Here is an 11407-nt window from a genome sequence, read left to right as displayed (position 1 = left end):
CCAACACTCGAACAATAAAGCTGCTATAAAAAATATCGCGATCGCAGCCTTCGGCTGCTAGAAAAAATAAACCCCTCTGAAAAAAGAGGGGTTTATCATCAATCTGCCACCTTCTAAAGAAGGTGGCTTTGTGTTAACCCCCTAAAAGGGGGCCTTCTATTCAAGGGCGAGCTGAGCTTGCTCTTGTCTTTCAACTTTCTCTTGGTGACGAACATATCGTCTTATGATCTCTTCGTTTATCCCAACTGAATCAACGAAGTAACCTCTCTGCCAAAAATGATTGCCCCACATCTTATTCTTTCTCAAATGCGGATATTTACTAAATAGCTTCAGTGCTATTTTTCCCTTTAAAGCTCCCATTAAGTTCGATATGGATAGCTTCGGAGGGATTTTTACAACCAAATGTACATGGTCTATTTGCACATTCAACTCCATTACTATACAACCGAGTTGTTTACAATAAACGTGAATACATCTATAAACATCTTTGCCTAGTTTATTCTTCAATACCCTAAACCGATATTTCGGCGTCCAAACTATGTGATATTGACATCGCCAAAACACGTGCGATGCTTGCTCGTATCTACTCATGTTAATTTCCTTTTTGACTTCGCTAAAAATCAAAGGGAGATTTAACATGGGTAGGTATACGGGCAAAGCCCTACCACTAATGATAACCACCTACTGAAGTAGGTGGTTTAGGGCTGAAAACAAAAAAGCCCCGCACTTTCGTGCAGGGCTTTCGGAATAATGGTGCCTCGACCCGGGATCGAACCAGGGACACGCGGATTTTCAAAAGTAAAACTCACTAAAAATTCTTTAATATCATTAATTTATAATTACGATTTCAAACTTTGCAAAAACTTTGCAAATTTGCCCACCAAGTTTTACACTAATCCAATGACCAAACAAATAGATCGTCTAGATATCAGCGAACACTTATATATCTATTTGCAAGATAATAGTACTCGCTGGTACGCTCGCTACAGCGTTAAGCCAAGCAAATGGATCTCACAGTCCACTAAGCTTAGGGATAAGCAAAAAGCTGCGGAGAAAGCGCGGGAGCTTTATTTTGAAGCCAAATTAAAGCATAAGCACGGCATTCCTACAGAATCAAGAAAGTTCAGTCATGTTGCAGAGCTTGCAATTACACGAATGGAAGATGAACTTGCAGCTGGCACTGGTAAAGACAACTATAATCAATATATCTCTATCCTAAACAACTATTACATTCCCTTCTTCGAAAGATATAAAATCACTTCAATCAACAGAGAACTACTGTTAAGTTTTGATTCTTGGCGTCAGGAGAAGCTGGGACGGAGACCGAAAAAAAGTACAGTGACCCAGCATAATGTCGCACTGAATAGGGTATTTGAAGAGGCTTCACTAAGAGGCTGGATGTCGCCCTTAGAGATACCTAAGCTTGCCAACACAGGTGAAGACGGGAAAAGAGTCACCGCGTTTACACAAGATGAATTCTCTCAATTGATTTTGGCGATGTCTCAGTGGATACCAAGAGCCCATACAAAAAAGTCACGTTTAATAAGAGAGCTGCTCTATGAATATATTTTCTTCGCTGTATACACAGGCATGCGACCAGGCGAAGAAATTGATAATTTAACATGGGGTGACTTAAAAGAGGTCAGAAAAGGTAAGAATACATATCTTCTCGCGACAATAACCTCTGGTAAAACCATAAAACACACTGGTCCAAGAACTGTAGTATGTCAAGCCGGAGCAGTCCATGCCATCAATCGATTACGGAAAACTTTCCCAAACAGCAAGAAAAACGATCTGATATTTCGTTTACAGGATGGAACACAAACAAAGCAACTCAGCAAAGCTTTCACAAACCTATTGGAGTATGCAAAGCTTAAAAAAAGTAAATACGGTGAGCGCAGATTATATTCGCTGAGACACACTTATATAACGTGGCAATTGAGAGAAAAGCGCAATATACATGTGCTCGCAACACAATGTGGCAACAGCGCGGCTATCATCGAAAAAACGTACAAACACCTCGTACCAGAAATGCACATCGAAGAACTATCGGCTCAACCTGACAGCTCATTAAGCGATAGTTTACTAGAGATAGCCGACAGTCAGACACAGGCATCAGTAATAATAAAATAAACAGATATTCAAATACTTATATAACACCTCAACAAGCTTTCACTCCTTTGCTTAGTCTCTTCGCTAAATACGTTTAAACAACGATTTAGGAAGCTTATGAATAGCAATATTCGCGAGGTTGGGGCTGAGTGGTTTGAAAAGCTTGGGGTAGGAAAAGCTATGTTAGCGGTTACTTTGACCACTGATCCATCAAAGTTAGATTTCAAACGACTAGGCAAGTTTAAAACGGACAAAAAAGTCAAAGAAGATCTAAATTACTTGCACTGTAAACTGAACGATTTCGTCTACGGTAAAAACTGGTTTAGAAAAAAGCTCAGCACTGATATTTATGCCGTTAGAGAAGAAAAAAGTGGACACCCACATATCCACATGGCGGTTGCATTCGATGATCCAAAATATGCAGGTTTAGTTGGCAATTACCTTAAGGGCATATGGAAAGACACACGATGTGGAGGTGACTTTAACCATGTTACCTTAATTACCGAATCTGCAGGCTGGATAGATTATTGTTTTAAGCATGTTAAAAACACAGATACAGACGCCATTTATGCATGCAAGCGGGTTATCGACCTAAATATATGAGATAAGGGAATCTGCCGGACAGCTGAAAGGATTCAGCTGAAAATCGATTTCCGTAAGTTTGTTGTCATACAGCACTACTGAGATGGTTAAAAAGAGAGAATTTTAGACTGAAGGGATTCAGTACTTTAATAGGTTAGTAATGCTTAAAGAAAGGTAAACACTCAAGACAGTAGAGCATAATTAGCAATAAAAACATAATGATAAGGATATTGATATGTACTTCACAATGGATGAAATAATAAAACCGAACAAGAAATATGATGGGAAAAAAAAGCAGAAAAACAAAACGCCCCGATAGGGCAGGCCAATTGGTTTAGACCAAATCCTCACTTTCAATCAGGCCTGTTCTTAGGGCTAATTGGGTGAGCTCGAAGCTACTGGTGCAGTTGAGCTTTTCAAAGATATTACGACGGTGTGAATGCGCCGTTTTCGTCATAATATCCAGCTCTTTGGCGACTTCTTTAACCAGCTTGCCTTTCGCTAATAACAGGAATATTTCACGTTCACGGGTGGTAAGCGAATCTAAATTGGTGCTTTTTCGTCCCTTAATATTATTGCTTAGATTGATAAGTACATCAGGACTCAAAAACGAGTTGCCGTTTACCACTTCATTGATGGCTGTAGCAATATCGTCTGCCGCAGTGCGCTTTGAAAGATAACCATTTGCACCGGCATTAATTGCTTCTGATATATGGGGCTCGCGGTCATATATGCTAAACACAATAGATTTTGCTGCTAGCTCATGTAAGGATATAAAGCGTAATATATCTGAGCCGTTGCCGTCAGGGAGTGATAAGTCTGTGATTACTAAATCAAATTCTAATTCAGTTAACGTACTTTTTGCCTCAGATACAGTTGACGCCTCAGCGCAAACCTCTAAGTGTTCTTCTGCGTTAATTAAGGCTTTGAAGCCTCGTCGCACAATTTCATGATCATCAACCAGCAGAATTTTTATGTTGTTTCTATCCAAACTCACGCGTCCTAGTATGTCACCTTTCCGTAATGCGGGTAGCAATAATTCTTTGCTAATCGCTAGCTTAAAACAACTCGTTTGCTGTGTCATTTTTGGATTCGCGATTGTCGGAAGTTATTTTTTATCTCGCAACATGGAGGCGATTGATGACACGACGAGTTGGTACTTACCAGCTGGCGTTCGTTTACTTGCTTATTGGTATACAGACAAAAAGTATTGGCCCAGTCTTCTGTTAGGCGAATATACGATTCATCTATTCTTTACTATGTGGCTTCATCATGGTGTGTTCATAGACACTTTTGCCCTGTATCTGGATGAAGTACTCGACCCGCTCCGTATTATTCCCCCCCTGGTCACAATGAGCGGGGTGCTTTTTATTCGTGCCCGACACTTATCTCGCTATTCACTGCAAGATAACTGGTGGTTGATTGCCATCGTGCTTGCAACCACGTTTATGCAGAGCTTTTTAAGAGCCCTAATCTATTTCATCGAACCAGAATTTAGTAAGTTGCAGGTAGCGGAACTTACTATAGGGTATTGGATTGGCGATTTCATTGGCTGCTGTATCGTATTGTCTGTTGCGTTTATTCTTACTCATGTCAGTAGCACAAGGTCGCTTGTAGCCAGAGCGATTGCACTATTGATACTTATTAGCTTTTTGGTTAGTAGCTGTGAACTATTTAACTGGATCACCAATACGTCCAATCCATTCTACTTATTCAAGCTACTAACCTTACTCTCGGTTCCAGTCCTTATTTTAATTTACAACTTACAAGGGGCTATGCTGTCACTGCTTGGCGCATGTATTGCGCTGGTTATTTTGCAGCCGCAAGCCGTGGATTTTTGGGACTTGCAAATCTATGTATTAGCACTTGCCATTAGCGGTTTACTAACGGGAAGTGCTTTTGAAGCGATACAGGATAAAACAAAAAAGTTAGGTGAAAGTGTAGTAGCGCTGGAGCGCACCAACGCTGATATTAAGCGCTTAACACAACAATTATCCACTGCTACAGAGAAAGAACGCGACAGGCTTGCACAGGAGCTACACGATGACGTTGGACAGTCTATTATCGGCTTAAAAACCGAAGTCAAAATGGGCGAAAAGTTAGGCATTCCTAACGAATTTCTACAGTCGCTAAAAATACAGATAGATCAGATATATACCAGTGTGTATCAGATACTATTTCAATTAAAACCCAAGGAGCTTGAGGACGTGGGTATTGTTGACGTACTTAAAGGCGATAAGTTCTGTTCCCTGCTGAATAAAAACAGTATTGAATATATTCCTAACGTTAATCTATCCAACGAGCCAGACAAGGAAGTGGCAACAGAGTTGTTCCGCATAACACAGGAAGCCATAAACAACGTTATTAAACACAGTGCCGCTTCCAAATGTATTGTCGAGCTAAGAGAAAATGAACAGGCATGGCTGTTGTCAATTAAAGATAATGGTAAGGGCTTTAATCCAACAACAATCCAGTCTGGGCTTGGGCTGCAATCTATGCAGGACAGAACGAATATGCTAGGGGGACATTTCACGGCTCATTGCGAGGGAGATCGCACGGTCATCAATATTCAAATTCCCAAAGTATAGGGCAACTAAGAATTTTTCTTAGTTTTTATGCTACTAATCTGCATGATAGTTGTTGTGACTGGCAGTAGGCTTTTTAAAGTTATGTCCATTGCAAGGGACTGTAGTGAGCCTGTTCGTCAATACCAACACATCCAGCCTGAATGCTACAAGACAGCTGTTTAACTCAAATAGTAGCCTAGATAAATCATTTCAGCGCTTATCTTCCGGCTTTAGAATCAATAGTGCTGCCGACGACGCTGCGGGATTGCAGATCAGCGATCGCATGACTAGCCAAGTTATGGGCTTAAAGGAGGCGACAAAAAATGCTAATCATGGAATTTCTGTTGTTCAAACCGCTGAGAGTGCCCTTAAAGAAACCACACGAGCACTGCAACGTATACGCCAACTAGCTGTTCAATCTCAGAGCGGAATAAATTCAATTGCCGACAAAGAAGCGTTGGATGCTGAGGTGCAAGGTTTACTCTCTGAAATTAACCGTATAAACGAAACTACCCAGTTCGCGGGCATTAATTTATTGGATGGATCTTATAGCCGACAATTCTTAGTTGGGGCTAATGCTGGTCAAAATATCGCTGTGAGCTTTAATGATTTTATCGGATCTTCTTTAGGATTATCCAATATAGATTTAACAAAGTCCGGAATTATAGTCTCTAGTTTTGAACGTGAGCCTATTTCTATGGCTAATCTTGCACCCAGCCCCATATTAAATCTTTATGCAGGAAACCCTCTAACTAAGCCTGTCCATATATTAGTTTCTACCGATCATGGTAAAACATATAGTGCTATTGATGTCTCAGTCGGCACTTCTTTAACGGATGCAGCAGAACATGTCGCGGAAGAGTTGGGGCGGCTTTCGGGTGTAAATGCATTTCGAAGTTTGGGTAGTACCATATATGACGATAATGGTCCGAGTATTCCTGATAACGTGAGGATTTCTGTTGCTGATTATGGTACTAACTCGGGGGTGGGCACAATAGGCACATCAGCGATAGGCATACACTCATCGAAAAATGAATCTGATGTTTTAGGTGTTTTAGATGGCGCGTTATCTTCTGTTGCAGGCATTAGGGCAGAAATGGGGGCTTTAGAAAATAGATTTAGAGCCACATTGAGAAGCTTATCAAACATCGAAGAAAAAACATCTGCAGCCAGAAGCCAGATTACAGATACCGATTACGCCTTGGAAACGGCAAATCTCACCAAACATCAAATTATCCAACAAGCAGCAACATCTGTTTTAGCTCAAGCAAACACCCGCCCACAAATTGCATTAACATTACTGCAAAACTAAGTATTTAAATTACATTCTTTGCCAAGGTAATTGCTGATTGAAAGCGAGCTTAGCGCACAATACAAAGTCTTGCTCTTCTTCCAGCAAATGGGTAAAGCGACTAAGCAAGGCAAGACGTTTTTCGAAATCAACCTTTTCAGTTATGTGGCGTTGATTGTTCAAGCAATCCTCAAGCTGATCTAGTAGGTTCGCAAGCTTGCTCTGCTTCTTCATATAACATTCACCGCATCCACTAGTTGCTGCTGATTTACTTCTATATATCGCTGTGTCGTGCCAAGGTGCTTATGCCCAGCTAACGACATAATAACTTTTGCGTTGACTGAGCGGTTGGCTAGCTTAGTAATGAATGTACGCCTACCACTATGCGAACTAGCCCCTGCTATACCAGTACGTTGATATATTCGACCAAACAACTGGCATAAACTGTTAGCAGAGAAGTGCTTGCCGCTTTTTTGGGATGGTATTAGCGGCTTACCTGTATCAATATGTGTGATGCGTGAGCGGTATTGTTCAAGCAATCGCTTTAACCTATTGCTTAAAATGATCTGACGCCCCTGATTGCCTTTGGTTTGTTTGTTAGTAAGTGCAACGCAAGTGCGGGCTTTACCATCCTGTTCGTAGACGTCACCTATTGTTAGTGAGGCAATTTCACACACCCGTAATCCAGCCCAATAACTTAAACATAGGGCTACTTCATTTCGAGCAGCATGGTGTCCATTGCGGACAATAGCTATTACCCTTCTAAATTCACTCTCATTTAGTACCAATGCTTGTTTCATATCGTAACCACCAGAAAAATATAACCTTTTGTTACTGTTAAGTGTATTTCCTTATGATCTTCGCCGCTAGGAAAGGTTGAGTGATTTTTGAGCGCAGTAATGGCAAGGGGTAGAGCAAGAATATAATGTTTTATGTAAAAAGTTACATTTACAAGTGGTCTGACCTGCATATATGTATGGATTTTTTAGATTAGAAAAAAAATAAAGATTGATTTTGTTGATTTACTATTGTGCTTATGATAACTTGAACGTGTTACTTGAATATCGAGATGTGTAACCTGGCATGGCAATATCATGATTGAAGGTTACCTGCAGCAAAGTCCTCCCAACAAGTAACAAAATTTAGTGCAACTTTATCGTTGCTTAACTTAATTTTGCTCGCTATGCGAAAGCGAGCTTGGAGGCGTTTATGTCAAATGTGTTAACAAACCATCTGTTTTACGGACTTCGTCAAGAAGATCGTGTCGAAAATGTAATCCGTGATTCTCATCTTGTGAAAAGGCAACCAAGTGCACATGGTTTCTTAATGGGCTCAAAGACTAGACTCACTAAGTTAGATCCTATCAGAGAGCTAATGGATAGCAGCGTTTTCTCTGCTCAAAGACTCAGTATGAACGATTCTTATATAGGTGATGGGTTACTATTTTTAAAACCATCTAGAGATGTAGTCGACTCAGATTTGGTCGAGCTTGCATCTGCAATCTATCGCTGTGGCAATAAAAATGGTTTCTCCGTCATTGCCTGCCAAGGCTATAACGGAAATTATGAAAACCGAGCTTTATGTTTTTATCGACCCCAAAAATACGCGATTTTCAGTGATACTGGTGTTAGAAATGCACGACTGCAGTTTGAAGTTGGCAGTGAAATCAGCACACTGGATTATTGGTTAATACACCAACTAGATTACTACAAAACACTGCAAAAGAGAGAATTAGATAACCAAGCTTGATTGGCTAATTAGTTACTGCTGATAGCAGATCCAATATCAGCAGTACTTTTTCTTAAAAAAATTGTAGGAATTATCATGTCGCTGAAAAAAGTAAGAGAACATTTGTTCGCATCTGAAATGATACTGGATACATCAGGAATTAAAGTAATAAGAGAAGCTGTAAAAAGTCACACAGATAAACTAATTCGTAACCTTGAAGACGAATTAAATCCACTTGATTACACTGAGAACTCACTGTGTGATCAAATAGATTTTGAGGAATACCAATCACTTCTCAGCAAATATAAAGCCATTAGAGTCACTGTTAATGAGCTTTGTATAAGTTTTTTATACGTTGAAACTGAGTCTCTATTAAAAGATCATGTCTTGAAAAAAATTCCAAACGCTCTAGAAGGAAAGCGTTCGTCTATGGAAAAGTTACTTAGAAACCTTCCTTTTGATTTGGAACATGTAAGTGGGCACAAATATTTTACTGAGCTTCGTTTAATCAACAACTGTATAAAACACGATAATGGTATAGTTTCTAAACGACTCGCCAAAGTTCTACCTAATTACAAAGTGGGTCAAAAGCTAACCAAACTCGAAGAGAAGTATAATCAGCTAGAACCCAAAGTAAGGCATTTTGCTTCACAGTTCTTAGTTACTCTGAATAACTTAAAGTAATATATACAGCGTAGAAGAAATTGCCTATGCTTTAATTTATTTTCGCATAGGCAAAACTCTGTAGAAATAGCATTGTAGATGAGAAAAACTGAATATTAACTAAACACTTTTCTATGATTGCTACATTGAATATTCATTGCGCATATTTATTGCTTCAATACTTACATAACTTGGAATTTCTATCTTGGTAGGGATAGAATTTTTATAGTAACCGTCTCGCGCAAGATAAGCGGAAAGCCTAACACTACCATCAGCAAAAATACGAATGTGGCCTTTGTCAAAAAGTGTATGTAAATCAGCTCGGAGTACAATACCATTAGATACTACGTCTGTTCCCTTACTTTTTACAGGTATAATATGGCATGCCTGCAAAGCCTCTTTGACTTTTGTTTTCGAAAGGACACAAGTGAAATTTCCAGCCTCAAGAACTTGCTTTCGGAATTTAGCTTGATTTGGTCTTGATAATACCTCTACAAATTTTCGCTCTCGCGCAGCATCTATTACTTGAGTACTTTCATCAATGAATATAGCTTTTTCTATTTCAGTTGTATCATCGTTAGTTGCAACTGAAGGTGCAGATATGTCCAAGTCAATTAAAGACTCTATCTCGACAGCTTGCTCTTCATAAATGAAGAATTCTTGATTTGAATTTGTCTCTCTGACACCAGTATCTTGAGTAGGTCGTCTACCTAAAAAGTCATAGAAGTGCAAGAAAAGTAAAAATTCTCTGGCAATCCTATGATCGTTTTCACCATCGGTTGCAACCCATGAGCCCGAGAACTGACTTTTATTTTGTCTATAACTCTGGACTCCATTTGTAATTTCTTCAACATTGAACTTATTTCCTGTCATAGGAATCACAACGTGCAGAAGTTCTTCAGTAGTAATATAACCGCTTGAACGAGAATGGCGATAAAGGGAAAGTATTACGCTTAGTATTATCTCAAGCGGTTTAAAATTTAACCCCCTCGCTACCCAACTTGATACTTCAGTGGATGTTTGAGTATTAACATTAGGTAATTCAAAGTTTTTAACAACATAAGAAGCGAATTCACTACGAGTAATTTGACCCGAAGCGTATCCTTTTCCGAGTTCAGTTAAAACGATCTCTGGTGAAGTAGATTCAAGTAGCCCAGTTAACTTCCAGTACTGCCCAGAATTTCTAAAGAGATTTCGCTCCCTTCCTCTTGCTAAGTTTAAAGGTCGCGTTCCTTCCCTTAACTCATTAAGATCTTCTTGAACGACTTGAAGAGCATCTTCAACTTCTTGGCTATTTGCTGGTAATCCTTGGTTTTGATATAAAACGTTTAGACATCCAAAGTAAATCTCTGGGACATTTAAACTTTCAGTTAGAGTCTGTGCGCCCCACTTCCATTTGTAACTGGGGAACGGCTTAGCGATACGATTGTAGTCCATTTCATCTCTGCAAGTTTGTATACTCGCAGAAATGATATCAAGCACATAACTTATTGTAAATTAAGCTAAAGCCAATTTCTTCTCAATAGGTAAATGACTGCATTGCTCTGCCTCCAACAACATATCGCCTAAAGCTCTGCCTAGTAGAGGCGGAACCGCATTCGCAATTTGTCTATACCCAGAAGTCTTCGCTCCAAAAAATTCAAAATCATCTGGAAAGGTTTGTACTGCAGCAGTTTCTCTTACTGTCATTCTTCGATTATTGCTGGGGTGATGTAACACAACGACCCCCCCTTTTTCATCCCCTCTTGCAGTAATTGTTGGAGAAGGCTTGTTAGGGTTTATTTCTCTATGGCCCAAGTGACCATTGAAGCGAAGTTTATATTGAGAATATACATGATTAGGAACAGTATTCACTTCATCAGGGTCTGGGAAGTGCGCTAGAGCCTCTCCTACAGTAACCCAAGGAGGCAAAAATTCGCTTTCCTTAGAATGAGTTTTGCGTGGAGGAAATTCTATATTTATATCCAGATCAGCTCTGACTCCGAGTATTATCACTCTCATTCTAGTTTGCGGTACACCATAATCTGCGCAATTTAAAAGCTTGTATTGGACTTTATACCCCAAAGATTCGAAGTCTTGCGCTATTTTCTTAATTACCTCTCCCTTATCCAACGACAATATTCCTTTCACATTCTCTGCAATAAAATACTTAGGTTTTTTGTCTTTGATTACCCTCACCATTTCCAAATACAACTTATTCCGCGGATCTTCTGATTTCCTTGACATATTTGCTACAGAAAAACCTTGGCAGGGGAATCCGCCAACAATGACGTCAGCATCGGGAATTTCAGAAGATGGTATGTTAGCAATATCATCTAACACCACGTGATCGCCAATATTTTGTTTGTACGTTTCTACTGCATCTGCATAGAGGTCATTTGCCCAGATAACTTTTAGACCCGCATTTATGAGACCAAGATCTAATCCGCCTGCACCGGAAAAAAGAGAGACTACTTTCATACTT

The 11407-nt window shown here is 39.7% G+C and carries 12 protein-coding genes; 6 read left to right on the top strand and 6 right to left on the bottom strand.

Annotated elements, in window-relative coordinates; all coding sequences use genetic code 11:
• Positions 1–156: 156 nt before the first annotated feature.
• Positions 157–591, bottom strand: a complete 435-nt coding sequence (tnpA, locus tag ACXAH6_RS13590) for an IS200/IS605 family transposase (protein WP_474877639.1) — start codon at positions 589–591, stop codon at positions 157–159.
• Positions 592–750: 159 nt separating this feature from the next.
• On the opposite strand from tnpA, the gene ACXAH6_RS13585 reads away from it, so the two are divergent.
• Positions 751–2133, top strand: coding sequence for a tyrosine-type recombinase/integrase (locus ACXAH6_RS13585; RefSeq protein WP_474877638.1), 1383 nt, complete (start codon positions 751–753; stop codon positions 2131–2133).
• 96 nt (positions 2134–2229) lie between these two features.
• Positions 2230–2715, top strand: a complete 486-nt coding sequence (locus ACXAH6_RS13580) for a hypothetical protein (RefSeq protein WP_474877636.1) — start codon at positions 2230–2232, stop codon at positions 2713–2715.
• Positions 2716–3028: 313 nt separating this feature from the next.
• Here the strand turns inward: ACXAH6_RS13580 and ACXAH6_RS13575 are convergent, their stop codons facing one another.
• Positions 3029–3685 carry a response regulator gene (locus ACXAH6_RS13575; RefSeq protein ID WP_474877635.1) on the bottom strand — a complete coding sequence of 219 codons (657 nt, stop codon included), beginning with the start codon at positions 3683–3685 and terminating at the stop codon, positions 3029–3031.
• On the opposite strand from ACXAH6_RS13575, the gene ACXAH6_RS13570 reads away from it, so the two are divergent.
• Both ACXAH6_RS13570 and ACXAH6_RS13565 read left to right on the top strand, forming a co-directional pair.
• Positions 3669–5282, top strand: a complete 1614-nt coding sequence (locus tag ACXAH6_RS13570; RefSeq protein WP_474877633.1) for an ATP-binding protein — start codon at positions 3669–3671, stop codon at positions 5280–5282. The two genes, ACXAH6_RS13575 and ACXAH6_RS13570, sit on opposite strands and share 17 nt — an antisense overlap.
• Before the next feature lie 103 nt (positions 5283–5385).
• On the top strand, positions 5386–6573 hold the full coding sequence (locus tag ACXAH6_RS13565; RefSeq protein WP_474877631.1) for a flagellin N-terminal helical domain-containing protein: 1188 nt from the start codon (positions 5386–5388) through the stop codon (positions 6571–6573).
• A 9-nt stretch (positions 6574–6582) separates the two neighbouring features.
• On the opposite strand, the gene ACXAH6_RS13560 is transcribed toward ACXAH6_RS13565, so the two are convergent.
• A complete protein-coding gene (locus ACXAH6_RS13560; RefSeq protein WP_474877630.1) occupies positions 6583–6786 on the bottom strand; it encodes a hypothetical protein in 204 nt (67 codons plus the stop codon).
• A complete protein-coding gene (locus tag ACXAH6_RS13555; protein ID WP_474877628.1) occupies positions 6783–7352 on the bottom strand; it encodes a tyrosine-type recombinase/integrase in 570 nt (189 codons plus the stop codon). Before ACXAH6_RS13555 ends, ACXAH6_RS13560 begins: the two co-directional genes overlap by 4 nt.
• Before the next feature lie 409 nt (positions 7353–7761).
• Here ACXAH6_RS13555 and ACXAH6_RS13550 point away from each other — a divergent pair, with 409 nt between their 5' ends.
• Complete coding sequence (locus tag ACXAH6_RS13550) at positions 7762–8301, top strand: hypothetical protein (protein ID WP_474877626.1); 540 nt, start codon at positions 7762–7764, stop codon at positions 8299–8301.
• 75 nt (positions 8302–8376) lie between these two features.
• On the top strand, positions 8377–8964 hold the full coding sequence (locus ACXAH6_RS13545; RefSeq protein ID WP_474877625.1) for a hypothetical protein: 588 nt from the start codon (positions 8377–8379) through the stop codon (positions 8962–8964).
• A gap of 120 nt (positions 8965–9084) precedes the next feature.
• On the opposite strand, the gene ACXAH6_RS13540 is transcribed toward ACXAH6_RS13545, so the two are convergent.
• Both ACXAH6_RS13540 and ACXAH6_RS13535 read right to left on the bottom strand, forming a co-directional pair.
• Positions 9085–10380, bottom strand: a complete 1296-nt coding sequence (locus ACXAH6_RS13540; RefSeq protein WP_474877623.1) for an HNH endonuclease — start codon at positions 10378–10380, stop codon at positions 9085–9087.
• Positions 10381–10440: 60 nt separating this feature from the next.
• Positions 10441–11403, bottom strand: coding sequence for a DNA cytosine methyltransferase (locus ACXAH6_RS13535; protein ID WP_474877622.1), 963 nt, complete (start codon positions 11401–11403; stop codon positions 10441–10443).
• Between the last annotated feature and the right edge of the window lie 4 nt (positions 11404–11407).

The organism is Alteromonas sp. ABE4_545 (assembly GCF_056161325.1).
Note: the sequence above shows the minus strand (reverse complement) of the source record. Positions and strands in the feature narration are given on the sequence as shown.

Coding starts and splice junctions, on each gene's coding strand:
- tnpA (WP_474877639.1), bottom strand. CDS start 591: ATGAGTAGATACGAGCAAGCATCGCACGTGTTTTGGCGATGTCAATAT.
- ACXAH6_RS13585 (WP_474877638.1), top strand. CDS start 751: ATGGTGCCTCGACCCGGGATCGAACCAGGGACACGCGGATTTTCAAAA.
- ACXAH6_RS13580 (WP_474877636.1), top strand. CDS start 2,230: ATGAATAGCAATATTCGCGAGGTTGGGGCTGAGTGGTTTGAAAAGCTT.
- ACXAH6_RS13570 (WP_474877633.1), top strand. CDS start 3,669: ATGTTGTTTCTATCCAAACTCACGCGTCCTAGTATGTCACCTTTCCGT.
- ACXAH6_RS13560 (WP_474877630.1), bottom strand. CDS start 6,786: ATGAAGAAGCAGAGCAAGCTTGCGAACCTACTAGATCAGCTTGAGGAT.
- ACXAH6_RS13555 (WP_474877628.1), bottom strand. CDS start 7,352: ATGAAACAAGCATTGGTACTAAATGAGAGTGAATTTAGAAGGGTAATA.
- ACXAH6_RS13550 (WP_474877626.1), top strand. CDS start 7,762: ATGTCAAATGTGTTAACAAACCATCTGTTTTACGGACTTCGTCAAGAA.
- ACXAH6_RS13545 (WP_474877625.1), top strand. CDS start 8,377: ATGTCGCTGAAAAAAGTAAGAGAACATTTGTTCGCATCTGAAATGATA.
- ACXAH6_RS13540 (WP_474877623.1), bottom strand. CDS start 10,380: ATGGACTACAATCGTATCGCTAAGCCGTTCCCCAGTTACAAATGGAAG.
- ACXAH6_RS13535 (WP_474877622.1), bottom strand. CDS start 11,403: ATGAAAGTAGTCTCTCTTTTTTCCGGTGCAGGCGGATTAGATCTTGGT.